General features: G+C 46.8%; 28 protein-coding genes. 23 read left to right on the top strand and 5 right to left on the bottom strand.

Going from position 1 to position 25,119, the window contains the following annotated elements:
• The first annotated feature begins 2 nt into the window (after positions 1–2).
• The gene (gene mutM, locus KNO75_RS05925) at positions 3–830 is read left to right on the top strand and encodes a DNA-formamidopyrimidine glycosylase (RefSeq protein ID WP_214820368.1); all 828 of its coding nucleotides are present in this window, start codon (positions 3–5) and stop codon (positions 828–830) included.
• Between the two features lie 12 nt (positions 831–842).
• A complete protein-coding gene (coaE, locus tag KNO75_RS05920) occupies positions 843–1,448 on the top strand; it encodes a dephospho-CoA kinase (RefSeq protein ID WP_214820366.1) in 606 nt (201 codons plus the stop codon).
• A gap of 23 nt (positions 1,449–1,471) precedes the next feature.
• Here coaE and KNO75_RS05915 read toward each other — a convergent pair whose 3' ends face one another.
• On the bottom strand, positions 1,472–1,954 hold the full coding sequence (locus KNO75_RS05915; RefSeq protein WP_214820364.1) for a site-2 protease family protein: 483 nt from the start codon (positions 1,952–1,954) through the stop codon (positions 1,472–1,474).
• A gap of 157 nt (positions 1,955–2,111) precedes the next feature.
• Between KNO75_RS05915 and KNO75_RS05910 the strand changes: the two genes are divergently transcribed.
• The 9 genes from KNO75_RS05910 to KNO75_RS05870 all read left to right on the top strand — a co-directional run bounded on the left by KNO75_RS05910 (position 2,112) and on the right by KNO75_RS05870 (position 10,769).
• Positions 2,112–3,143: a glyceraldehyde-3-phosphate dehydrogenase gene (locus KNO75_RS05910; protein ID WP_214820362.1), complete on the top strand. Its 1,032-nt coding sequence runs from the start codon at positions 2,112–2,114 to the stop codon at positions 3,141–3,143.
• 231 nt (positions 3,144–3,374) lie between these two features.
• Complete coding sequence (gene speD, locus KNO75_RS05905; RefSeq protein WP_026825618.1) at positions 3,375–3,761, top strand: adenosylmethionine decarboxylase; 387 nt, start codon at positions 3,375–3,377, stop codon at positions 3,759–3,761.
• A 112-nt stretch (positions 3,762–3,873) separates the two neighbouring features.
• Positions 3,874–4,245: a hypothetical protein gene (locus KNO75_RS05900; protein WP_214820360.1), complete on the top strand. Its 372-nt coding sequence runs from the start codon at positions 3,874–3,876 to the stop codon at positions 4,243–4,245.
• Between the two features lie 12 nt (positions 4,246–4,257).
• Positions 4,258–4,725, top strand: a complete 468-nt coding sequence (nrdR, locus tag KNO75_RS05895) for a transcriptional regulator NrdR (RefSeq protein ID WP_012726705.1) — start codon at positions 4,258–4,260, stop codon at positions 4,723–4,725.
• A 40-nt stretch (positions 4,726–4,765) separates the two neighbouring features.
• Entirely contained in the window at positions 4,766–6,118 is a 1,353-nt protein-coding gene (locus tag KNO75_RS05890) for a DnaD domain protein (RefSeq protein WP_214820358.1), read from the top strand.
• Between the two features lie 4 nt (positions 6,119–6,122).
• Positions 6,123–7,037: a primosomal protein DnaI gene (dnaI, locus tag KNO75_RS05885; RefSeq protein WP_074033411.1), complete on the top strand. Its 915-nt coding sequence runs from the start codon at positions 6,123–6,125 to the stop codon at positions 7,035–7,037.
• Positions 7,038–7,336: 299 nt separating this feature from the next.
• Positions 7,337–9,280, top strand: coding sequence for a threonine--tRNA ligase (gene thrS, locus KNO75_RS05880; protein ID WP_214782220.1), 1,944 nt, complete (start codon positions 7,337–7,339; stop codon positions 9,278–9,280).
• A gap of 104 nt (positions 9,281–9,384) precedes the next feature.
• Positions 9,385–10,257: a DUF1002 domain-containing protein gene (locus tag KNO75_RS05875; protein WP_214820356.1), complete on the top strand. Its 873-nt coding sequence runs from the start codon at positions 9,385–9,387 to the stop codon at positions 10,255–10,257.
• A 98-nt stretch (positions 10,258–10,355) separates the two neighbouring features.
• Positions 10,356–10,769 (top strand): DUF2231 domain-containing protein, encoded by a 414-nt coding sequence (locus KNO75_RS05870; RefSeq protein ID WP_214820354.1) that lies wholly within the window; start codon positions 10,356–10,358, stop codon positions 10,767–10,769.
• 81 nt (positions 10,770–10,850) lie between these two features.
• Here the strand turns inward: KNO75_RS05870 and KNO75_RS05865 are convergent, their stop codons facing one another.
• Positions 10,851–11,060 (bottom strand): hypothetical protein, encoded by a 210-nt coding sequence (locus KNO75_RS05865; RefSeq protein ID WP_012726699.1) that lies wholly within the window; start codon positions 11,058–11,060, stop codon positions 10,851–10,853.
• A gap of 341 nt (positions 11,061–11,401) precedes the next feature.
• On the opposite strand from KNO75_RS05865, the gene infC reads away from it, so the two are divergent.
• The 9 genes from infC to pheT all read left to right on the top strand — a co-directional run bounded on the left by infC (position 11,402) and on the right by pheT (position 18,952).
• Positions 11,402–11,932 carry a translation initiation factor IF-3 gene (gene infC, locus KNO75_RS05860; RefSeq protein ID WP_074033409.1) on the top strand — a complete coding sequence of 177 codons (531 nt, stop codon included), beginning with the start codon at positions 11,402–11,404 and terminating at the stop codon, positions 11,930–11,932.
• Between the two features lie 30 nt (positions 11,933–11,962).
• Complete coding sequence (gene rpmI / locus KNO75_RS05855; protein WP_012726697.1) at positions 11,963–12,157, top strand: 50S ribosomal protein L35; 195 nt, start codon at positions 11,963–11,965, stop codon at positions 12,155–12,157.
• A gap of 27 nt (positions 12,158–12,184) precedes the next feature.
• The gene (gene rplT, locus KNO75_RS05850; RefSeq protein ID WP_012726696.1) at positions 12,185–12,544 is read left to right on the top strand and encodes a 50S ribosomal protein L20; all 360 of its coding nucleotides are present in this window, start codon (positions 12,185–12,187) and stop codon (positions 12,542–12,544) included.
• Between the two features lie 86 nt (positions 12,545–12,630).
• On the top strand, positions 12,631–12,885 hold the full coding sequence (locus KNO75_RS05845) for a hypothetical protein (protein ID WP_214693206.1): 255 nt from the start codon (positions 12,631–12,633) through the stop codon (positions 12,883–12,885).
• Between the two features lie 24 nt (positions 12,886–12,909).
• A complete protein-coding gene (locus KNO75_RS05840) occupies positions 12,910–13,392 on the top strand; it encodes a dUTP diphosphatase (RefSeq protein WP_214749310.1) in 483 nt (160 codons plus the stop codon).
• A 19-nt stretch (positions 13,393–13,411) separates the two neighbouring features.
• On the top strand, positions 13,412–14,491 hold the full coding sequence (locus KNO75_RS05835) for a M42 family metallopeptidase (RefSeq protein WP_214782226.1): 1,080 nt from the start codon (positions 13,412–13,414) through the stop codon (positions 14,489–14,491).
• A gap of 1 nt (position 14,492) precedes the next feature.
• A complete protein-coding gene (locus KNO75_RS05830) occupies positions 14,493–15,239 on the top strand; it encodes a TrmH family RNA methyltransferase (RefSeq protein ID WP_214820352.1) in 747 nt (248 codons plus the stop codon).
• A gap of 302 nt (positions 15,240–15,541) precedes the next feature.
• Complete coding sequence (pheS, locus tag KNO75_RS05825) at positions 15,542–16,564, top strand: phenylalanine--tRNA ligase subunit alpha (protein ID WP_214820344.1); 1,023 nt, start codon at positions 15,542–15,544, stop codon at positions 16,562–16,564.
• Positions 16,565–16,576: 12 nt separating this feature from the next.
• Positions 16,577–18,952: a phenylalanine--tRNA ligase subunit beta gene (gene pheT, locus KNO75_RS05820; protein ID WP_214820342.1), complete on the top strand. Its 2,376-nt coding sequence runs from the start codon at positions 16,577–16,579 to the stop codon at positions 18,950–18,952.
• 40 nt (positions 18,953–18,992) lie between these two features.
• Here the strand turns inward: pheT and KNO75_RS05815 are convergent, their stop codons facing one another.
• The 3 genes from KNO75_RS05815 to rnhC form a co-directional block, all read right to left on the bottom strand.
• Positions 18,993–20,015 carry a PTS sugar transporter subunit IIC gene (locus tag KNO75_RS05815; protein WP_214817042.1) on the bottom strand — a complete coding sequence of 341 codons (1,023 nt, stop codon included), beginning with the start codon at positions 20,013–20,015 and terminating at the stop codon, positions 18,993–18,995.
• 301 nt (positions 20,016–20,316) lie between these two features.
• A complete protein-coding gene (locus tag KNO75_RS05810; RefSeq protein ID WP_214820340.1) occupies positions 20,317–21,129 on the bottom strand; it encodes an alpha/beta fold hydrolase in 813 nt (270 codons plus the stop codon).
• 71 nt (positions 21,130–21,200) lie between these two features.
• The gene (rnhC, locus tag KNO75_RS05805) at positions 21,201–22,115 is read right to left on the bottom strand and encodes a ribonuclease HIII (protein WP_214820338.1); all 915 of its coding nucleotides are present in this window, start codon (positions 22,113–22,115) and stop codon (positions 21,201–21,203) included.
• Between the two features lie 119 nt (positions 22,116–22,234).
• On the opposite strand from rnhC, the gene KNO75_RS05800 reads away from it, so the two are divergent.
• The 3 genes from KNO75_RS05800 to KNO75_RS05790 are packed head-to-tail and all read left to right on the top strand — an operon-like array spanning position 22,235 to position 24,681.
• Positions 22,235–22,636, top strand: coding sequence for a hypothetical protein (locus KNO75_RS05800; protein ID WP_214820336.1), 402 nt, complete (start codon positions 22,235–22,237; stop codon positions 22,634–22,636).
• A complete protein-coding gene (locus tag KNO75_RS05795; protein ID WP_074033399.1) occupies positions 22,636–23,157 on the top strand; it encodes an NfeD family protein in 522 nt (173 codons plus the stop codon). Before KNO75_RS05800 ends, KNO75_RS05795 begins: the two co-directional genes overlap by 1 nt.
• Positions 23,158–23,160: 3 nt before the next feature.
• Positions 23,161–24,681 (top strand): flotillin lipid rafts scaffold protein FloT, encoded by a 1,521-nt coding sequence (locus tag KNO75_RS05790; RefSeq protein WP_214693180.1) that lies wholly within the window; start codon positions 23,161–23,163, stop codon positions 24,679–24,681.
• Positions 24,682–25,119 lie beyond the last annotated feature (438 nt).

Below are 25,119 nucleotides of genomic sequence, written 5' to 3'. Positions count from 1 at the left end.
GTATGCCAGAATTACCAGAAGTCGAAACGGTTTGTCGCAGATTACGACCTGCCGTTTCCGGAAAGACGATTCAGTCTGTCGATGTGCTCGACCCTAAAATCATTCGGGGACTCGAGCCAGAAGAATGGGTACACCATTTGATTGGAGAGACCATTACTGATGTAGAACGTCGAGGGAAGTTTATTTTATTCAAATTAACGAACGGATATCTCGTCTCTCATCTCCGGATGGAAGGGAAGTTCTTCCCACATGAGACAATCACAGAACCGGCTAAACATACGCATATCGTCATTAACTTCACGGACCAATCGACCCTACATTATAACGATGTGCGGAAGTTTGGTACGATGGAGTTGCGGACGAATGAGGCGGTCCATACGACACCACCACTGTCACTACTTGCATACGAACCGTTTGACGAGCGTGTGACAACTGATGCGTTGCTTAAGCGTCTAGAACGGATGAAGACGCGCGCTATCAAGACTGCGCTTCTTGATCAGTCCATCTTCGTCGGATTAGGGAATATCTATGTAGATGAAACATTGTTTCGTGCCGGTGTGCATCCGACACGACCAGCTGCTAGTTTGACGCACGAAGAAGTGGAGCGTGTACGCATTGAAGCGGTAGCCGTGCTAAATGAGGCGATTGAACGTGGGGGAAGTACCATTCGTAGTTATACGAATCCAGACGGGGCCACGGGAACGTTTCAAGAGACGCTATATGTATACGGACAAGCCGGTGAACCATGTCGCCGTTGCGGACAAGAAATTGAAAAGATGAAACTAGGCGGTCGTGGCACGCATTATTGTCCACACTGTCAACAACGTTAGGGAGTGGGCGTTATGTTGAAAATTGGATTGACGGGTGGGATTGCAACCGGGAAGTCCACGGTGTCTCGACTTTTTCGGAAAAAGGGGATTCCGATCATCGATGCCGATTTGATTGCGAGGACGGTCGTCGAACCTGGAGGAAAGGCAATCGAGGGCGTAAAAGCGGCATTTCCAAAATGTTTTGACGGTGATGTCCTGAACCGTCCAGCGCTAGGGCGTGAAATCTTTCATGATGAGACGAAGCGTCAACATCTCAATCAGCTGATGCATCCAGCGATTCGTGAAGAGATGAAGGAACAGATGCGTGCTTATGAAGCAGCCGGCGAGTCTGTCGTCATCTTTGATATTCCTCTCTTATTTGAGGGGACAATGCTCGACCTCGTCGATTATTCTGTCGTCGTCTATTGTCGCGAAGAGATTCAACTGATGCGTCTCATGGAGCGGAATGGATTGACGAAAGAAGAGGCGCTCGCTCGCATTCATTCTCAAATCCCAATCGAGGAGAAAAAACATCAGGCCGATTTTCTCGTCAATAACAACGGTTCACTCGGTGACTTACCACCGCAAATTGACCGTTTGGTCGAACAATTTAAGATGATTGAAAAAGAAGGCGAATGATGATTCGCCTTCTTTTCGTTTAGTCAGTTTAATGGATCGGAGTCAGGTGAACCCTTCTTCCACGTATCATAAATGGCACGTCCATCGCTTGGATGACCGTTCGAATAATTGATCGGGTACAGTGAAAAGAAAATATAGTAAAACGAGAAATAAGCGAACTGATACGTATACAACGTTGGTTCAATCTCTCGACTTAAAATAAATGAATTGAGAATCAAGATGCTCGCCAGATTAAAAATGGCCCCACCGCCATATACAAGCGTGCGGGTAACCTTATTGCTCCATTTTAAATCTGTGAATTGACACCACGCATCGTAAAAATAGACGCGGTTTACTTGAAGACGTCCAACTTTAAATAGTTTTTTTCCTGTGCCGATTTGCATGTCGAGCGAGCCCCCAAACAATTTTGCGAAAAAGAAATGTCCGAACTCGTGAATCAACGTCACAATCGGTAAGATGATGAAAAATGAAATGAAGAACTTATCGATATCTCCCCAATCAAACATGGTGACGCCTCCTTTCTGATGTGCTTTACGCCAAGAAATTTCCCTCATTTTCAAAAAATAAACAGAGAAAAACGAAAAAAATGTGACGAATCATAGTGAAAACGCTTACAGCTATCCGTTATAATGAAACCGTAATGTAGAAAAAGGGGGATTTAGCATGGGGACAAAAGTTGCGATTAACGGATTCGGTCGAATCGGGAGAATGGTATTCCGGAAATTGATGCTTGAGGGGCGTCATGAAGTTGTGGCAATCAATGCGAGTTATCCAGCGGAAACGCTCGCTCATCTCATCAAACATGATTCCATTCACGGTCCATTCGGATTGACAGTTCGAGCGCAAGGGGATGCGCTTGAAGTCGATGGAAAGCGAATCGAACTTATTTCAGAACGTGATCCATCACGTTTACCATGGGCAGACCTTGGCATCGACATCGTGGTCGAGGCGACAGGGAAGTTCAACTCGGATATTGGAGCAAAACTTCATTTAGATGCAGGTGCAAAAAAAGTAATTTTAACAGCGCCAGGTAAAGGGGAATTACGTACGATTGTGATGGGGGTCAACGATCGAGACTATCGCCCGGAAGAAGACCACATCATTTCAAATGCATCGTGTACGACAAACTGTCTAGGACCTGTCGTAAAGGTATTGCATTCGACATTCGGAATCGAGACAGGTTTAGTGACAACTGTTCACGCGTACACGAATGACCAAAATAATATTGATAACCCGCATAAGGACTTACGCCGGGCGCGTGCTTGTGGCAGTTCGATCATCCCGACTTCGACAGGAGCGGCTAAAGCGATTGGACTTGTCATGCCAGAGCTACAAGGGAAATTAAACGGAATGGCACTCCGCGTTCCGACACCGAACGTATCACTCGTCGATTTAGTTGTTGAACTTCATCGTGACGTCACCGTTGATGAAGTGAATGAAGCGTTTGAGCGGGCAGCGTTTGGAGAGATGACGGGCGTGTTAGGTGTTTCTCATGAACCGCTCGTATCGATTGATTTTAACGGAGACGATCGCTCGTCAATTATCGATATGGATTCGACGATGGTACTCGGCGGAAATCATGTAAAAGTTCTCGCATGGTATGACAATGAATGGGGCTATTCGTGCCGTGTCGTCGACTTGTTAGATATGGTGGCGAGTTACCTTCAAATTGGGCAACAAGAAACACACGCCTAAAAAATATTACGCTCTAAAAAATATTTTTGTTTTTTTTAAACAAATGTCTTGTAACGACGTCCCAAACACGTTACACTCAGTTTCGTGAACTTCAATTGGTCTGACAAACGCAACTTAAAGGGTTAGGACCTCTTAGGACTAACTTGCCCCCGTGGTTGTGGGCGATTCAGGCACAAAGTGAGTGATCATCAACTACTTTGAGACCATTGATGTAAAGGGGGATCCACTAATATGGATACTATGGGACGTCACATTATTACAGAACTTTGGGAGTGCAATCCCGACAAATTGAATGATATCGACTACATCGAGCGTTTGTTCGTCGATGCTGCTCTTCGTTCGGGCGCTGAAGTCCGCGAAGTCGCTTTCCACAAATTCGCGCCACACGGTGTGAGTGGAGTCGTCATCATTTCAGAATCACACTTAACGATTCACAGTTTCCCAGAGCATGGCTACGCGTCGGTTGACGTGTTCACATGTGGAGATCGAATCGATCCAGCTACGGCATCGCAATACATCGCCGAAGGCTTGGATGCAAAAGTACGTGAAGATGTGAAACTTGAGCGTGGAATGGGACCGATTCGTGTTCCAGAAGCACAAGTTGCACTAACTAAATAATTCTGAAGAACCTTTTGAGGCTGGCCGTTTAACGGTCAGCCCTTTTAATTGTTTTGTTGTTGCCTTAATTTTGATATGCTTAACGTATATAACTCAGGCGTTGAGGTGGATTATGGGACTGTTAGATAAGTTACAAACACATATTGAAACGAAAGATACACATAAAAATGAATCGCTTCGGACACGTTACTATGCGGCATCTCCGAACGCAATCTTACAATGGTTAGAAAGTCAGATTCAGTCGAATGGTCAGACGGTGCGTCGAATCGACTCGAACCGTGGCGAACTCTCATTCATTGGTGAAGGATGGGACGGACTCATTACGGTCGTGCAAGTGGATGGTGGTCGTACAGCGGTCGATTTTACATTGAACCGCGAACAACGACTCGGGGCAGACCTTGGACAAATCATCACTCACTATTACGAGGCGCTCACACAACAATTCCCGCTTCGTGCTATCGGAAATAAATCTGTCGAACGATAAGGAGGCTTGAGCATGCGTTGTCCGAAATGTGATCACAATGGAACGAGAGTGCTCGATTCCCGACCGGTGCAAGACCATTATTCGATTCGACGTCGTCGTGAATGTGAAAAATGTGGGTATCGGTTCACAACGTTTGAGACGGTGGAACAGACACCCCTCATCATTGTGAAGAAAGATGGAAACCGTGAAGAATTCAGTCGCGAAAAAGTACTTCGTGGAATCATTCGTGCGTGTGAAAAGCGACCGGTCACGCTTGAACAGCTTGAAGGAGTCGTGACAAAAGTCGAACAACAACTTCGCGCCCTCGCACAGTCGGAAATTCCGAGTGAGCAGGTTGGTGAGTTGGTGATGAATGAACTCGCACGTGTCGATGAAGTCGCATACGTTCGTTTCGCATCTGTTTATCGCCAATTCAAAGATATCACTGTGTTCTTTAAAGAACTTGAAGATTTAATGAAGCAAGAAAATTCGACCAACTAAAGGGCGGCCTGCTGGTCGCCCTTTTTCAGGGGAGAGAGCTATGGAGAAAGAACGTACAATCTTTGGGACGGATGAACTGCTCATTATGAGTACAGGTCTTGTTGACCGCGAATCATATCAGTCCCTCTATCATTTGTATCAACCTGTCATCGGCGTCAAAGCACTCGCACTGTACCAGACGCTTTGGAGTGAATTGAAACCAGGCAAGATGAAATCGAACTATATGTCACATAGTGCCTTGTGTGAAATGTTGGAGTACTCCATCAATGAATTGACGGATAATCTATTTCGCCTCGAAGCCATCGGATTGGTACGGACGTATAAAACGAAAGATGCCCGATTGACGCAATACGTCTATCAGTTGCGTGTTCCGCTCGCACCGCATACGTTTTTAAACGATGGGCTGTTATCGAGCTTTCTCTTCTATAAAGTAGGGGAAGTGCGATTTAAACAACTTCAAGGGCGTTTCACGATCGACCCTTTGCCTGCGGGAATCGTCGAGGTGACGAAAGACTTTAATGAAGTATTTGATGTGAAAGGCGTCAACCATCGAGCGTTCACACAAAAGAACTACGAAAAACCAGACCGTGCGAAGATTGAAATCAACTATTCGTTCGATATGGACATTGTGAAGAAACTGACGAATTTCCCAGTCGGGTTTTTCACAAAGAAATTAGACGAAACCATCACAAAATTGGCCTATGTGTCTCAACTCGACGAAGAGACGATGGCCGAAATGTTGAAAGAATATTTTGTTCACGAAGCCTATCTTCCGCTCAGTGAGCAGGAGAAGCGAGACGGATGTCGTCAGATGGTACTCCAGTTGAAGAAAAAACAAACGCGGCATCGAAAAGAGAAGACGGTGGAGCACGAAGAGACCAAATTGGGAGATTTACATGATCCAGCGGTAATGGAAGCGGCCCACCCCCATCAGTACGTATCGACACTTCGGAAGACGCCTCAGCTGTCGAAAAGTGACGAACAGTTGGTCATCGAACTCGTTGATACGCTCGGACTCGCACCGGGCGTGATCAACGCACTCTTCTATTATTGTATTGAAGTGAAGAAACAGACTCGTCTGAACGAGAACTATGTCCTTCGCATCGCGACGAGTTGGAAGACGGCTGGTTATACGAACGCGAAAGAGGCGTTAGAGCAAGAAGCGTCACAAGATGCGCTCATTGAGAAGAAGCAACAAAAACGTGAAAATGTACAGCGGACGACTGTCGGTTCACGTCGGAAACCCCAACAAGGCGAGATGCCGAAATGGCTCGAAGATGAAGCGAAACAACAGCGATCGTATGATCAAGCGAGGAAGAAAGAATTGGAATCTTCCGTTCCAGATGATGCGGAACTTGTAAAACTATTAAATGAATTGAAAGAGAAGGGGTGAGGGGATGGAACGAATCAACCAGTCGTTATCGCAGTTGATGAATCGAAAAGAAGTCCGCGAAGCGTATGAGTCGATTCGCAGACGAACGCTCAATCATCCGGGAGTGATCGCCTTTTTGAACGCTCATCCTGAGTTAGAAGAGAAAGCGATTGAAATTGGATTCACGAAGCTGAGTGAGTATGCCGAGCAAATGGATGGAAAGACGTTCATCGAAGAACAGGCCGTCATCCCTGGTCATCAACCGGTGCTCTATGTCGATCTCGGGCAGATTGCCATTCGCTATGAAGAGACGGTCGCTCATCGACAAGCTAGACGCCAAAAAGAGATGGACCGAAAGTTTAAGAGCCTGTTTTTACCGGAAGAAGTCCGTGAGGCGAGCTTTGAGTCATTTGATTGGGCGGATGATGCGCGCAAGATCGCACTTCGAGAAGCGATGCGTTTCGTGACGGGGATGAAGTCCAAACAAAAAGTGAACGGACTCTATTTACACGGAAGTTTCGGTGTCGGGAAAACGTATCTACTCGCCGCCATTGCCAATGAATTAAAAGTGGCGGATATCGAGACGATTTTGGTTCATGCCCCTGGATTCGTATCAGAGGCAAAGCGCAAAATCCGTACGGAATCGTTTGATTCATTTTTGACATCGTTTCAACACGTGCCTGTCTTGTTAATTGATGACATTGGTGCTGAGGCGATCAGCCCGTGGGTGCGCGACGAACTGTTCGGCATCATTCTCCAATATCGGATGATGCATCGATTGCCGACGCTATATAGTTCAAACTTTAGCGGAGAGGAGCTCGAGACTCACTTTTCAATCGATGGGTCCGCGCAAAATAAAATGAAAGCGCAGCGTCTCATGCAACGAATTTCAACGACGACGACACAAATCGAACTGAAGGGTGAAAATCGACGTCGGTAAAGGATTGTTTTTCTCGGATGAGTTGACTATACTAATAACCATATAAGTGATGCATAGAAGAGGATATGAATCATCGAGACGAGTTTTAGCGAGGGAAGGGCGGTGGAAGCTTCCTAACGACGACGATGCATTTACTCCCTCAGAGCACCGTACGGGTCAATCGTGCGGCGATTCACACTCGTTATCGTGTGTTCGAGCCAAGCATGATGCTTGGGAACGAGGGTGGTACCACGAGAATCAAAGCTCGTCCCTTTTTGAGGGATGGGCTTTTTTTATATTCATTTTTTGAGAGGGGACAGATGTACATGATTCAATTGACATTTCCAGATGGCGCGGTAAAAGAATTTGATGCCGGCGTCACAGCAGAAGACGTCGCAGGCTCAATCAGCCCGGGACTTCGCAAAAAAGCAATCGCAGCAAAACTAGACGGAGAACTCATCGACTACCGTCGTCCGATTGAACAGGACGGCAAAATCGAGCTCGTCATGCCAGATTCAGAGGACGGTCTCGACTTGATGCGTCACTCGTCAGCGCACTTGATGGCACAAGCGATCAAGCGTCTGTATGGAGAAGAGAACAACATCTATCTCGGGATTGGGCCGACGATCGAGAACGGATTCTATTACGACATCGAAATGGACCGCCGAATCAACGAGGAAGACCTTCCTGAGATTGAGAAAATGATGAAACGTATCGTCGATGAAAACTTAGAAATCACTCGTGAAGTTGTTTCACGTGACGAAGCACTTGCTCGTTATAAAGAGCTGGGAGACCCGCTCAAAATCGAGTTGATCGAAGACATTCCTGCCGATCAGACACTTACAATCTATCATCAAGGTGAATTCTTCGACCTATGCCGCGGACCGCACGTCCCATCGACTTCGAAGTTAAAAATCTTTAAATTGATGAGCGTGGCTGGAGCATACTGGCGTGGCGACTCAGACAACAAGATGTTACAGCGTATTTACGGGACGGCGTGGGCAACGAAAGAACAACTCGCCGAGCACTTGCGACTTCTTGAAGAAGCGAAAGAGCGCGATCATCGTAAACTCGGAAAAGAACTCGACCTCTTCTTCGTCTCGCAAGAAGTCGGTCAGGGACTTCCGATGTGGTTGCCAAAAGGTGCATCGATTCGTCGTACGGTCGAACGTTACATCGTCGATAAAGAGCTCGAACTCGGATACCAACACGTATATACACCGGTGCTTGGGTCTGTCGACTTGTACAAGACATCGGGACACTGGGACCACTATCAAGATGACATGTTCCCGAAAATGGAGATGGACAATGAGGAACTCGTCCTTCGTCCGATGAACTGTCCGCACCACATGACAATCTACAAACATGAGCCACGCTCATACCGTGAGCTTCCACTCCGAATCGCTGAGCTTGGTGGGATGCACCGCTACGAGATGTCAGGCGCGCTCACAGGACTTCAACGTGTCCGCTACATGGTCTTGAACGACGGGCATACGTTCGTGACACCTGAACAGATGAAACAAGAGTTCAAAGACATCGTTCACTTGATTCAAGAGGTGTATGCTGACTTCGGCATTAAAGATTATCGTTTCCGTCTCTCGTATCGCGATCCTGCCGATAAAGAGAAGTACTTCGATAACGATGCGATTTGGGAGATGGCACAGAGCCAGTTGAAAGAAACAATGGACGAGCTCGAACTTCCATACTTCGAAGCGGAAGGGGAAGCGGCATTCTACGGACCGAAACTCGACGTGCAAGTACGCACGGCGCTCGGGAAAGAAGAGACGCTCTCGACTGTTCAACTTGACTTCTTACTCCCAGAACGTTTCGATTTGACGTACACAGGACCAGACGGGAAAGACCATCGTCCAATCGTCTTGCACCGTGGTGTCGTTTCGACGATGGAACGATTTGTTGCGTATTTGATCGAAGAATACAAAGGCGCATTCCCAACATGGCTCGCACCGGTACAAGTGAAATTGATTCCGGTATCACATGTCCATGATGAGTATGTCGCTGAAGTCAAAGCGGAACTCGTCAAGCGTGGGGTTCGCGTCGAAACGGACCTTCGTGACGAGAAACTCGGCTATAAGATTCGTGAAGCGCAAATGAAGAAGATTCCAATGACGCTCGTACTTGGGGATAAAGAACGTGATGAGCGTGCGGTCAACATTCGCCGTTACGGTCAACAAGAACAAGTATCAGCATCACTTGACGAATTCATCGCATCCCTCACAGAAGAGATCGCGAACCGTTCACGCTAAGCAAGGAGCCACCTTTCCATCTAGAAAGGTGGCTTTTTTCGGTCTAAAGACGGATGTGTATTTTGTCGTCTCCACGTATCGTAAACATTAAGGAGTGATAATTCATGAATTATTTGAAGCCAGTATTGGCACTTACTATTGGAGCAGTCGCATTTACAGGAGCACTTCCGAAAGTCGGGGCAGAGGCAATCGTCAATGACACGATTGTGACGCTCGGGGAGTCGCTCTCTTCAGAACAACAAAAATGGGTACTTGAACGTATGGACGCGCCAGAGGGAATCGAACCGATTATTACGACGGCAGCGGATGAAGAAAAATATTTAGGAGATTCTGTCCCACAAGCGCAACGTGGGGGTGGCATGTATTCGTCCGCACGAATTAAATTAACGGACGGAACAGGTCTTGATATTCAAACTGAAAATGTGACGTGGGTGACGAAAGATATGTATGCGAACGCATTGGTCACGGCAGGTGTGACGGATGCGGACATCTATATCACGTCACCAATCAACGTGACGGGTACGTCTGCTTTGACAGGGATCATGAAGGCGTATGATCAAACGGCGGCCGAAACCGGAATTGAACTGTCTGATGAGCGAAAAGAACTTGCACAGGAAGAGTTAGCAGTGACGTCTGAAATCGGAAAGACGGTCGGTCAAGAAGATGTAGCCGGTCTCATGAACGAAATCAAAGCGGAAATCGCGAACCAAATGCCGGAGACGAATATTGAGATTCGCGATATCGTCATTCAAGTGTTAAATCAAAATAACGTTCAATTGTCTGAAGGACAACTCGACCAATTGACGACACTATTTGAAAACATGCAACAAGCGAATCTGGATTGGTCTGCGATCAGTAACGGATTAAAAGATGCAGGGCAGGACGTACAGGCTTTTCTTGAACAAGAGGAAGTCCAAGGATTTTTCGCAAGATTGTTTGAAGCAATCAGTAACTTCTTCAAGTCGCTCACGAATTAATTGTGTATCATTTTGAAAAGAAGGAAAACTGGATAAGGAAATCATCAAACGGGGTAAATAACTTTCATCCATTATCTTAATCTTAAGGAGGAATCGTTATGCTCGGTGGTGTTCCGCTACATCCATTGCTCGTGCACGCTCCGATTGGTCTTCTACTGTTTGGGACGCTTTTGATTTTGATTAGCTTCAAATGGACAAGTTTTCGACTGTTTGCACTCGTCACGCTCGTCGCTGGATTGATATCGGGCGGAGTGGCATTTCTATCGGGTGACAGTGCCGAGGAGTATGCGGAAGCAAACCTTCCTTCGGTCACAGAGGCGATGATTGAAAACCATGAACATTTTGCCTTGTACAGCTTGATCGCGTTTGGCATCACTGTTGTCTTGCTTGCCGTAGGATATCGTGCGAAAGGGAAGCTATGGATCACACTTAGTTTTGTGATTGCGCTCGTGGGAGCGGGACTTCTTGCATACGCCGGGCACCTCGGGGGACAGATGGTTTACGCACAGTAAACATGAATAAACGTCCAATTCCATTGATTTGGAACTGGACGTTTTTACATAGTACATAAGAGAGACAGAGTTCCTCACTCTTTAGTACCATCGTTTATGAATATAGTTTTGAGCCGACTCGTGATCATCGACAATCTTTAATGTGATACGATTCATTTCTTCTAATAAGTCCGTTAATACTGCCTGCAACTTCTCATCTTCTAAGCCATGCGCCTGCATCGTTTTACTGACGATCTGCTGAACCTGGTCGTGATAGTCATGTTCGCGCGAGACGTCTTTTCGCCAGTTCATGTAAATCCCTCCTTTGATAATTCATTATTCCCTTTGAAAAGGTATTGCGAAACGAGAGAATGACTGGTATCATCATAAAAGTGTGAGCTACCAATTATTCATGCGCGATATCTTGACATCTTTTCCTGCTAGTGCTAAGATGACATAGTGATTAAAAACAACAAAGCAGAAGCACCCGCTTTTCACCTCGTCTGAGAGTCATCAGGCAGGTCCATCAAGTTCTTGGTTCAATCGGCAACGTCTGCCGTTTTATGACCTCAACTGATGTGTGGGTGGGAAACTGCCGACGCTTTTTTTATTGCCATGTTGTCTTGTCAATCTAAATCTCGTGCAATCGCACGATGGAGGTGCTAACCATTAGCAAAGAGCTCTTTATCAACGAAAACATTCGTGCCCGTGAAGTACGTCTCATTGGCGCAGACGGCGCACAACTCGGTGTGAAATCGCGTAACGATGCGTTACGTTTAGCTGAAGAAGCGGAACTAGACTTAGTCTTGGTCGCAGACAAAGCGAATCCACCGGTCGCTAAAATTATGGATTATGGGAAGTACCGTTTCGAACTCCAGAAAAAGGAGAAAGAAGCGCGTAAGAACCAAAAAGTCATCCAAATGAAAGAAGTACGTCTCAGTCCAACAATCGAGGACAACGATTTCCAAACAAAATTGCGTAACGCACGCAAGTTCCTTGAAAAAGGAAACAAAGTGAAGGCTTCGATTCGTTTCCGCGGACGTGCCATCACACACTCGGAAATCGGGAAACGTGTTTTGGACAAAATGGCAGCGGAATGTGCCGATTTGGCAACAGTTGAACAAAAGCCGAAGATGGAAGGACGCAGCATGTTCTTAGTGCTGGCTCCGAACAAAGAAGATTAATCATCGATTCTCAGTGGGGAGGAAATACTCATGCCGAAAATGAAATCGCACCGCGGTGCTTCAAAACGTTTCAAACGTACAGCATCAGGTAAACTCAAGCGTTCACACGCTTACACAAGTCACTTGTTCGCAAACAAATCGACTAAAGCGAAACGTAAGCTCCGTAAAGGCGCTATCGTATCAGCTGGAGACTTCAAACGCATTCGCAACATGATCGCGAAGTAATACAGAAACAATTAGGAGGGAATCCATATGCCACGCGTAAAAGGCGGTTATACGACTCGTCAACGTCGTAAAAAGCAAATTAAACTTGCCAAAGGATACTTTGGTTCGAAACACATTCTATTTAAAGTAGCAAAACAACAGGTCATGAAGTCACTCATGTACGCTTACCGTGACCGTCGTCAGAAGAAACGTGATTTCCGTCGTCTTTGGATCACACGTATCAATGCGGCAGCACGTACAAACGGTCTCTCATACAGCCGTATGATGCACGGCCTCAAGCTTGCAGGAATCGACATCAACCGTAAGATGCTTGCTGAGCTTGCTGTGACAGATGCACAGGCATTCGCGTCACTCGCTGAAACAGCTAAATCAAAATTGAACGCGTAATCGTTCAATCGACAGCGCCGAGACACTCTCTCGGCGCTTTCTTTTTTCTTCAGAATTTCTTAGAATTAAAAGAAGGAGGAAAGCGTATGAATCAATCAGTTGTCGCCATCGTTGCCCTTGCGCTGATCGTCTTGAACGTATATACCTATATCCAGGCAAAACGTTATACGCATGGCCAAGGTGATTTCAACGTACTATACGCCTATGCGGGAGGAGCCATCGGTGCCTTGTTCGGTCTCCATTTGACACGAAAAAAGACCGTTCATGCCCCAAAACTGCTCCAATTACAAGTATTGATTTTAGCGGTAGGCTGGTCTTTAATGATTTTAGTACTGCTATAAGTGGAGATAGAGGAGGAACATCCGGTGAACTGGACAACATTGTTTGATCGGCAGCGCGAATTAGACGAGCGGATCAAAGAACAACATGGATTATCCGGCAATCAATTCGATGAACGGTTACTGGCGCTGCTTGTCGAACTCGGTGAACTGGCTAACGAAACACGTAGCTTTAAGTTTTGGTCGAAGAAAGGACCGTCGCCTCAAGATGTGATCTTAGAAGAATATGTAGACGGCATTCACTTCTTACTGTCACTCGGCCTTGCACTTGGGTATGAACGAGACGCGTTTCCGGCGGGGAGCTCATATCTTGATGCGACTGATGCTTTTTTAGATATTTATCGAAAAGTGACGAACTTTGGTCTTTCGAAAACAGAAGCGATGTACGAGACGCTGATGGCAGCGTATCTTGAACTTGGCTATACGCTTGGGTTCAATGAACAACTCATTTTCATGGCGTATATGAACAAAAATGAAGTGAATCATGAGCGACAACAATTAGGCTATTAAGGAAAAGGAGCGGATTGGTATGAATGAATCGTTACATATGTTAAAACGTCTGACAGACGCAACTGGCGTCCCAGGAAATGAAGGGGAAGTCCGTCAATTAATGCGTGAATACCTTGAACCACATGTCGAATCATTTGAACAAGACGGTCTCGGAAGTTTATTTGGTCGAGTGACTGGAAAATCAGAAGGTCCTCGTGTCATGATTGCAGGTCACATGGATGAAGTCGGCTTTATGGTCACGCGTGTGGAAGAAGGTGGTTTCCTACGTTTCCAAGCGCTTGGTGGATGGTGGAACCAAGTCTTATTGGCACAACGGATGGATGTAGTGACGCGTTCAGGTGAAAAAATCCCGGGAGTGATTGGTGCGAAACCACCACATGTCCTTCCCCTTGAAGCACGTAAAAAACCAGTTGAAATCAAAGACATGTTTTTAGATATCGGAGCGACATCAAAAGACGAAGTCGCCGAATGGGGAATTCGTCCGGGTGATACGGTCGTCCCGCATTGTGAATTCACGGTCATGAAAAATGAGAACTTCTTGATGGCGAAAGCTTGGGACAACCGAATCGGTTGTGCCATTGCCATTGAAGCTGCAAAACGCCTGAAAGAAGAAGCATTCCCAGGTGTCATCTATACAGGTGCGACGGTACAAGAAGAAGTTGGATTGCGTGGAGCGGTTACAGCGGCTAACTTGGTTCAACCGGATGTGGCGATTGCTGTCGATACAGGAATTCCAAGTGATACGCCAGGAATGACACCGGCAGAAGGATTGTCAAAACTCGGCGATGGCGTTCAAGTCATCTTCTTTGATGCAACGACCGTGACAAATCCACGTCTCGTCGACCTCATTGTTGAGGTAGCAAAAGAAAACGACATCAAATATCAGCTTGATTTGACACCAGGTGGCGGAACAGACGCAGGACGATTCCATTTGTCTGGGATTGGAATGCCGGCGATTGCGTTAACAGTACCTGTTCGTTATTTACACACGAACGTGTCAATCATCCATAAAGACGACTACGAAGCAGCAATTGAACTCGTTGTCGCATTAACGAAACGCTTAGACCACGAGACGGTCCAATGGTTGAAAGAGGGATAATATGACGAAGATTACGTCTACGAAGAGCGAGACGATTAAACGATTAAAACGATTGATGACGAAAAAAGGACGCCAAGAAACCGGGCAATTCCTTGTAGAGGGAGAGCATTTGGTGGATGAGGCAATCCGAGCAGGTCGTCTCGTACAACTCATCATGGCAGAGTCGTACGTGCCGAAAAAGACGTGGCGCATCGAGGACATGCCGGTGCTCGAGTTATCTGATCATGTCGCTGACCTGTTATCTGAGACAGAAAAGACACAAGGTGTGTTTGCTGTCGTGAAGATGACACCGGTAGAGCGTAAGATGAAGAAAGTCCTCGTGTTAGACCGGGTACAGGACCCAGGTAACCTAGGTACGATGATCCGGACGGCAGATGCAGCCGGATTTGATACGGTGCTCCTCGGGAAAGGGACGGTCGATCCGTTCAATGCTAAAGTCGTTCGTGCGACTCAAGGTTCCCTTTTTCACGTGAACGTGACTTCGGTTGACTTGCTTGAAAAACTACCTGAACTGAAAGAAGGTGGTTTCCATGTGTATGGAACAGCCCTTTCGAAAGCGACATCGTATGAGCAGGTAGCATTTGAAGACAAAGTAGCCTTGGTCATCGGAAATGAAGCACAAGGTGTACATGCCGATGTGTTGGCACTGTGTGACACACGTGTCCATATTCCAGTACTCGGTGAGGCAGAATCGCTCAATGCGGCGGTCGCTGCCGGTATTTTAATGTATCGGATTGCTTTACAATAATCTTGTCAGCGCGTGAAAAACGTGATAGGTTAAACACATCGATGAATAAGATATGACGTTGAAAGAACATAGTAAGCGAATGATCGATTCCGTTCAGGGAGCATAGGCCGTGACTGAAAGCCTAAGCCGGAATCGTCGCTGAATTCACTCTGGAGTCGTGTTGGAGACAACACCGGTTTGGCATCTCGATAACGATGCTCTCAAGTGGGCCAACTATTGGCCAAGTAGGGTGGTACCGCGATGATTCGTCCCTTCAGTCAACGACTGAAGGGACTTTTTTATGTAGAGGAGGAAGTGAACACATGAAAGAGCAATTAGAACAGTTACAAATGGAAGCACTTGAAGAAATCAAAGAAGCATCCACACAAAAATCATTAAATGACGTCCGCATCAAATATTTAGGGAAAAAAGGCCCGATGACCGAGGTACTTCGTGGGATGGGTAAGCTATCCGCAGAGGAACGTCCGGTCATTGGTGAATTGGCGAACACGGTCCGAACGTCGATTCAAACGACGCTCGACGCTCGAATCGAAGAAGTGAAGGCAATCGAGCTGGAAGAGAAGTTAAAAGCGGAAACGCTTGACGTGACGCTCCCGGGACGTACATCGGCTCCAGGGCACAGTCATCTCTTGCAACAGATCATCGACGAGATGGAAGATTTATTCGTCGGACTTGGATACACGATCGCAGAAGGTCCTGAAGTCGAAACGGACTTGTACAACTTTGAGATGCTCAACTTGCCAAAAGACCATCCAGCACGTGATATGCAAGACTCGTTCTATATTACAGAGGAGACGTTGCTCCGTACACATACGTCACCGGTACAAGCACGGACGATGCTAGAGGCGAACGGGAAACCGATTCGCATCATTTGCCCAGGAAAAGTATATCGTCGTGATGAAGATGACGCGACGCACTCGCATCAATTCATGCAAATCGAAGGGTTAGTCGTCGATGAGTCGATTTCGATGGCAGACTTAAAAGGGACGCTTGAAGTGTTCGTGAAGCAATTGTTCGGTGAGGCACGTGAAATTCGTCTTCGCCCAAGCTTCTTCCCATTCACGGAGCCATCCGTTGAAGTTGATATTTCATGCTTCAAGTGTGGAGGAAAAGGTTGTAACGTCTGTAAGGGAACCGGCTGGATTGAAATTCTCGGAGGCGGGATGGTACATCCACATGTGTTAGAGATGGCAGGCTATGACTCGTCAAAAGTGTCAGGATTCGCATTCGGAATCGGTGTTGAGCGTATGGCGATGCTCAAACACGGTGTCGATGACATCCGCCACTTCTACACAAACGACTTACGCTTCATCGAGCAATTCTAAGGAGGAAGACAGATGTTACTATCAAAAAAATGGTTGAATCAATATATTGATGTGTCAGATTTGAGCGGAGAAGCACTTGGCGACTTGATCACAAAAAACGGGATTGAAGTGGAAAGTGTCACAAACCGTGCAGAAGGACTTTCTGGGATTGTCGTCGGTCGCGTCCTTTCATGTGAGAAGCATCCAGAAGCGGATAAATTGAACGTGACAAAAGTAGACATCGGAGAATGTGATCCCGTTCAAATCGTTTGTGGCGCACCGAACGTACGCGAAGGTCAACACGTCATCGTGGCGAAAGTTGGCGCACGTTTACCAGGACTAAAGATTAAAAAAGCAAAACTTCGCGGTGTCGAATCTCAAGGAATGATCTGTTCGCTCGAGGAACTCGGATTCGAGAAGAAGCAAATTCGAGAAGATGAGCAAGACGGAATTCACACGTTCCGTGAAGATGTCCAAGTTGGAGCGGACGTACTCGATTTACTCGACTTGAACGATGAGGTCATCGAGCTTGGCCTGACGCCGAACCGTTCGGATTGTTTGAGCCTTTATGGAATCATTCATGAAGTGGCGGCAATTCTAGAACGTCCGTACACGTTACCAGAAGCAGATGTCGCGTCCTCTTCTGCGTCTGAAGTGTCGATTGAACTCGCTACACCGAGCTGCCCGTACTATGCGGCGCGTGAAGTACGAGGAGTCACAATCGCAGAATCTCCTCAATGGCTTAAAAACATCTTGATTGCAGAGGGCGTTCGCCCAATCAATAATATTGTTGATGTGACGAACTACGTGATGCTTGAGATCGGTCAACCGCTCCACGCATTCGATGCGAAAAAACTCGGTCAATCGATTGTGGTCCGCCAGGCTGAGAACGGAGAAGAGATGGTTACACTGGATGATGTGACACGTACGCTCGACGCTTCGATGATGGTCATCACAGATGGTCAGACACCGGTCGCAATCGCAGGTGTCATGGGTGGTGCGAACACTGAAGTGGACGCCTCTACGACAGATATCGTCTTAGAATCAGCATACTTTGATCCGGCTTCAGTTCGTAAGACGAGCCGTACGCTCGGTCTTCGCTCAGACTCAAGCGCTCGTTTTGAAAAAGGTGTGGATCCGGAACGTGTCATGCTTGCGCTCGACCGTGCCGCTCAATTGATTGTGGAGCTCGGTGGAGGCGAGATTCGGGAAGCGACTGTCTCTGGTGAAAAAGAGTCACGCGCTCGTCAAATTGAAGTCTCGGTCGATTACATTAATAAACGTTTAGGGATGACACTCGATCGTCAAACGATTGAACGTATTTTAGAACGTCTCGGTCTAGCTACAGAAGGCGATGATGTATTGAGTGTCCATATCCCTTCTCGTCGTCCGGACTTAGAGCTGCCGGCTGACATCACGGAAGAAGTTGCGCGTCTATACGGATATGACAGTCTCCCATCGACGTTACCTGCATCTCAGTCGAAAGGCTATTTACCAGCAATCAACGTGTTGCGCAGAAAGACACGCCGCATGTTACAAGGGGTCGGATTATCACAAGCGATCACCTATTCATTAACGAGTGAGGCACATGCGACACGTTTTGGTGGTCAAGCCGATCAACTCGTCCGTCTAGCGATGCCGATGAGTGAAGAGCGTTCTGTACTTCGCACATCACTCATCCCTGGGTTGCTAGAGGCGGCACGTTACAACACGGCGCGTCAACAATCAAACGTCGCACTCTACGAAACAGGGCGTGTCTATACAGAGCAAGGTGATACGTTACCACGTGAAAAAGAACGAGTGGCGGGAGTTGTCACAGGTCTTTGGATGGATCATCGTTCACAAGGCACTCGGATTCCGGTCGACTACTTTGTCGCGAAAGGGATTGTCGACACGTTGCTTCAAACACTTCGTCTTGATGTCACGTATGAAGCGGTATCGATGCCGGATATGCATCCAGGTCGCACGGCGAACATTTTGATGAACGGTGACGTCATCGGTTATGTTGGACAAGTGCATCCAGGAACGTCAAAAGAAGTCTACGGGATGAAAGAAGTGTATGTGTTTGAACTCGACCTATTGGCACTTAATGGGGAAGAGACGCTTCTTTATCAAGACGTGCCGCGTTATCCATCGATTTCACGAGATTTGGCACTCGTCTTGCCACGTTCGATTCCGGCTGGCACAGTGGAGCAAACAATCCGTGAAGCGGCAGGTCCACTCTTGATCGACCTCGTCTTGTTTGACGTATATACAGGGGAAAATGTTGGACCGGAGGAGAAGTCGATTGCCTTCTCACTCAAGTTCCAAGACCCGTCACGAACGTTACAAGATGAAGAAGTAACAGCAGCATATGAAACAATCGTCGAAGCGGTCCGTGCAGCACACGGCGCTGAAGTACGAGCGTAAAAATAAGGAGCGTTGTCCGATTTGGACAGCGCTCCTTATTTCATTGAATTTCAAGGGCAAGGTCACCGAACTTCGTCCAACCGACGAGGCTCGTGACACGATAAAGTGCCCAGGTAATGAGTGCAGGAAGAACGACACCCGTCATCGTGAAGATGAGAAACGCGTCCATTCCTTGTACCGCTAAAATTTGAAGCGGGGCAATGAGAGAGTTGAGTCCGAGACCGGCGATTTCATACGGCACTTGTAGTGAGAACATTAACGTGGCAATCGGTGCTGAGATCATCGCGGCAATGAATGGTGGAACGACGATTCGCGGATTTTTGATGATGTTCGGGAACTGAACTTTCGGCGTGACAAAGAAGGAAGCGACCAAACCACCTGGATCGGTTTGACGATACGCCATCAATGTAAATCCGACAAACTGAGCAGAACAACCAATCAATGCGGCAGCACTGGCGACAGGGTCTAATTGAAGAGCGATGGCGAGTGCGGCCGATGAAGCAGGTGACATGAGCATGACACTGAAGACAAGGGCGATGACGAGAGATGTCGCGATTGGTGACGTTTCAACGGATGCTGTGATTCCTTGGCTGATGGAGTTGATGACAGGGGTCGTTACAGCCGCTGCGGCTACACCGACGATTCCACCTCCGAGAACGGCTGTTACGGGTACGACCATCATGTCGAACTTTGTTTTTCCGAGAACACGTTTACCGAGCCATACGGCTGCTGCGGCTGCAATCAATGCACTAATCGGTTGACCTGGGACGAGGACGAGCCCACTTTCGGTCGCTTTTAAAGCAGCACCGCCAATCGTTGCGGCAATCATGGCGCTAAACAAGATGAGCGTATTCCCTCCGAGTTGAAAGGCAACACCGGCTCCTAGTGCTGGTGCCAACAAAGATTTCGCAACTTGTCCAATTTGAACAAGCATCGCGATCCCGGTCAAATTACCAATCGTCTCAATCAATAGACCAACACCGAGCGTGACGAGTACGGCGTTTGCCATCCCTGCTGAAATTTTTACCATTCGATCCATCATATACTGCTTCACTTCCATCATCTCCTCTTTGTCTATGTGCCAATAAAAAAACCTATCCAACTAGGATAGGCGCGGGTTACATGTGCAGGCGCCTGTCCGATTACCACGGGAACAAGGGCCTGAAAAGTCGTTTTTCAAAAACAAAACGATTTCAGTCCCTCAGTCGAATAATAATCAGCAGGCTGTTCATATGTACGGGTTTGAACATCTCAAGCATCTCCTCTTTGTTGGATTTGCTAAAGAATACCATCTATTTTTGTAATAATCAATATTTTCTGAAAATAAACTGAAAAAAATTCAGGATGTATGGTGGCATCCTGAATCAGCTCATTTGTAGAGAGCGTGCTTGAATTTGATCGTCGATAAATTTCATCGACAATGAATTGAATTTCTCGGGTTGGTCCACATTCACGACGTGACCTGAGTCTGCAACGATTTCAACATTGGCAGTCGGTTGGTGTTTTGCGGTCCGTTCCACAGCTTCAAGGAACATATAATCTTCATCGCCCATGATATATAAAATCGGGACGTTCGTTTGAATCGAAGTGATTTGATTTAGTAATGGATTGATGTTCTCGGTCATCTTAAACCAGCGTATAAATTCGCGTTGACACAAGTTCGCAGCGTCTCGTACAAACATCATCCGTGATTTTTTATGCCGTTTTTTCGGCAGTAAAATCCATGCGAACAATTTGTATAACCACATATATGGAACGAAATTTTGAACAAGGCTACCGAGTCGAATGAGAAGCGTCGAACGAACGTTGAACTTGACGATGGCGCCTCCAAGGACGACCGATGCGATCCGGTCCGGATAATGTTCAAACATCGCCTGAATCACAATCGTACCTAAAGAGAGTCCGACCATATGACCTTTTTCGATGCCTAAGTGGTCCATGACCTCGATGACATCTTTCGCGACGACATCGAACGTATAGGCGTTCAATGGTTGTTTAAGCGATTGTTCAGCATCGTATGAACCACCATGTCCACGTAAATCGACGAGCAACACATTATATTTCTTACGGAATGGGCGAAGTTGACGATACCAATGTGACAAACTTCCACCGGCTCCGTGAATGAAGACGACCCAAGGATGGTCATCGCTGATCGTGTAGGTTTTATAATGCAACATGAACGCTATCCTCCAAAAATTTTAAGTTCATTTAACCATAAAATGAGTATATCATATTTGAAATCGAACCTCTACAGACGACGTTCGTTTAAGTTTATTGCTTTTTTTGTGTTGGCAAAATGGACTTTAGCAATCTTTTGTAAATAATCCTGTCCATGACGTCGGATGATCTGAGCGGCCACTTGGTCGACTTTTGCCCCTGCCCCTTTCGGAAGGGTCAATCCGGCTTGTTTACTTAGTTTGTCCATTTCTTTTAAGAAAAAGGCGCGGGCTAAGATGGACGCGGCTGCGACTGCGACGTGTAGTCCTTCCGCTTTTGTTGAAAAGTAGACGTCATCACGGACGACATCGCGCTCTGTCCGTAGATGTTGATAGTAGACCGACTTTTCCGCAAACTGATCGATCAGGATGGCGTCTGGTTTCTGTTCAAGTTTTTCAAGCAATGCATGAAGTGCAGCGTTATGTGCGATGGCGGTCATTTTGCCTTGTGTCATCGTGCGTTGCATCTTATTATACGTCGGGTTGTGCAGTGTCGCTTTTTGATATGGGATTGTCGCATGTAAATCCCTAGCGATTCGGATGATTTCGGGATCAGACAGCTGTTTTGAGTCTTTGACGCCGAGTTCTTTGACGAGTGCGATCTGATCGCGTGATACAAAAGCGGACACGACGACGAGTGGTCCGAAATAATCACCTTTTCCGACTTCATCGCTCCCGACAACAGACCAATTTGAAAAGCCTTCAGGTAGTGTCGTCTTCGGTGGAGATTCTTGTTTTTTCTTGGCAGGGGTTCCCCATTTCACTGCCTCGGAATCTGCATCTTTACCTTGAAACATCACTTTACCCGATTGATAAATCGTGACGACAAATCCAGGGGTTTTTGCACTGAAAGTCGCGTAAGGAGGGGGGGTGACTGCATACGTGTGATACATGTTTTTTAGTTTTTCTTGATCAGCAGTTGATAGCTTGATGACTTGGTTGCCCAAAATGAGCACTTCCTTTCTGTCTGGCAAATTCATTTTACATTTTTTTATGATTTTTTGAAACCGATGATGAGGTTTTATCGTATATGAAAGTGATTAGAGTAAAGTGAGGTGAGATGGACGTGTGGTGGCGCGATGACACGCATCAAGATGAGGTAGAGGAATTGTACAAGCACATTCTCGAACTCGAAGCGAGAATTGCCAAGTTAGTGGCTCATCAAGTGAGAGTGCGTCGGCTGCTGATGCAAGATTCTTCGGAGGACGTGACGGATCAAGTAGTTCAGGTTCAAAAAGAAGTTGAATATTTTTTAAACAGGATGCGACTCGAACGTCAAGAACTCGTCGATGTATATAATCGACGGCGCATTGAACAATCGATTGGTCGAGTTCGAGAAGCGAACGATCTATCCACGTCGTCCCTATCCGAATGGGATAAGATTGAGGATCAGCTCGCCCTTGAAGTCGAACAACTTCGACGTATGTTATTAATGGAACAGCAACGTCGACAGGAGGAGGGGTGGTAATGGAGGCAATCGATCAACTGTACTGGTGGGTGTTGATCATCGCTGGTTTTGGAACCTTCATCTATATGATGTTCTCTGATGCATTTGACATGTTTGAAGGCTGGTTTAACCCTGCAGTTATTTTATCGTTTTTAGCACTCGGTGCTGGAATCGGACTCATTTTAAACGCATTGGCGCACGTGTCACCGGTGATTGGACTTGCTGTCGCATTGGTCGGGTCGCTCGCTCTGACAACACTTCTCTATTTGTTCGTGTTGTTACCATTATCCAATGCTGAAGAGTCAATCGGATTGACAGATGAAGCGTTAGTAGGACAAGTCGGACGGTTAACAGTACCGATCCCAGAAGGCGGATACGGTGAGGTCATGATTGAGACAGTGACCGGGTCCCTTTTGAAGACAGCTCAAAGTTTAGATGGGACATCGATTTCCACGGACCATCGCGTCATTATTATTGAAGTGAAAAGTAATATCGCCATCGTCATGACATATGACGAACCTACGATTCGAGAGGAGAAATAACTTATGAATACGGCTATTTTAGTCAGCATCATCGTCGGGGTCATCATCCTCGCACTCGTGTTTGTATTCGTTTTGAAATACCGCACGGTCGGACCTGACGAAGCGCTGATTGTAACAGGTAGTTATTTAGGCAAGAAAAATGTACATAGCGACACCTCGGGTAATCGTGTCAAAATCATTCGTGGTGGAGGAACGTTCGTCCTCCCAGTGTTCCAACAAGCAGAACCACTCAGTTTACTCTCTAGCAAGCTAGAGGTCACAACGCCTGAAGTGTATACCGAACAAGGTGTACCGGTCATGGCGGACGGAACGGCCATCATTAAAATCGGCGGGTCAATCAGTGAAATTGCGACAGCCGCAGAACAATTCCTCGGAAAACCGAAAGTTGAACGAGAAAACGAGGCGAAAGAAGTATTAGAGGGTCATTTGCGATCTATTCTTGGTTCGATGACGGTTGAAGAAATTTACAAAAACCGGGACAAGTTTTCTCAAGAAGTCCAACGCGTCGCCTCTCAAGACTTAGCGAAGATGGGACTTGTCATCGTCTCCTTCACAATCAAAGATGTTCGAGATAAAAATGGTTATTTAGAATCACTCGGTAAACCTCGTATCGCGCAAGTGAAGCGTGATGCCGATATCGCAACAGCGGAAGCGGATAAAGAAACGCGCATCAAACAGGCGGAAGCGATGAAAGATGCGAAAAAAGCAGAGTTAGAACGAGCATCAGAAATCGCAGAAGCAGAGAAAGAGAATCAGCTCCGGATTGCGGCATACCGTCGCGAGCAAGACGTTGCCAAAGCCCGGGCCGACCAAGCGTACGAGCTCGAGGAAGCACGTGCGAAACAAGAAGTTACAGAACAACAGATGCAAGTTCAAATCATCGAGCGTCAAAAGCAAATCGAGCTCGAAGAGAAAGAAATCATGCGTCGTGAGAAACAGTATGATTCAGAAGTGAAGAAAAAAGCCGATGCGGACCGTTACTCGATCGAACAATCGGCCGCTGCGGATAAAGCACGTCAAATCGCAAGCGCAGATGCCGAGAAATATCGCATCGAAGCACAAGCGAAAGCGGATGCGGAACGAGTTCGTTTGGCTGGTCTTGCTGAAGCCGATTCTGAACGTGCGAAAGGTGAAGCGGAAGCTGAAATCATCCGCTTGACGGGTCTCGCGGAAGCGGAAGCGAAAGAGAAAATCGCCGAGGCGTTCGCTCAATATGGGCAGGCTGCGATTCTTGATATGGTCGTCAAAATGCTTCCGGATTATGCGAAGGAAATTGCGGCACCACTTGGCAACATCGATCAAATCACTGTCGTCGACACAGGCGGTGGTCAAAACGGTGGAGCAGGGAAAGTGACGGGATATGCAACGGACCTTATGGCTTCATTGCAACAAACGTTGAAAGCATCTTCGGGTATCGATATGAAAGACTTGCTCGAGAACTTTGCCGGAAAAGGGAATGTCGCGAAGGCACCTGCACCGGAGCGAGAGTTAGCGGATACGACGGTCGCTGCATCAAAAGAATAAATTACACGAGCCATAGACATCGTCTATGGCTCTGATTTTTGCTCATGATTGACTAGTATGAAATCACTTCTGCAGCTTTTAGAACAGAAATAAAATAATACAATGTCGGCACGAGCGTGATGAACAGACCCAACCATTTTGTTCGCGTTCTGAACTGTAAAATAAAACCAACCGTCCATAGTACAAACCAAAGCATGAAATACCAACGATATTGTGGGGTATCTGTCTCTGCTATACCAGGACCGCTCAACCAAAGTGACAATAAGAGAACAAATAATCCTGATATGACGTTCCAACTATGTCGAATCATCTTTTCAATCATTTCCTTAACCTTCCCTTCGGACTAGACATCATAGTCGTTCATATGAGTATTCAACAATTAGAAAAAATTCCCTTTTGAACCATCTAACATTCTCAGATGTTCCCACATTTTATTAC

Origin of the sequence: Exiguobacterium sp. s35 (genome assembly GCF_018617535.1) — a bacterium.
Classification (GTDB): Bacteria; Bacillota; Bacilli; order Exiguobacteriales; family Exiguobacteriaceae; genus Exiguobacterium; species Exiguobacterium aestuarii.
The sequence above is the reverse complement of the archived record's forward strand: the minus strand, read 5'-3'. Positions and strand labels throughout refer to the sequence as shown.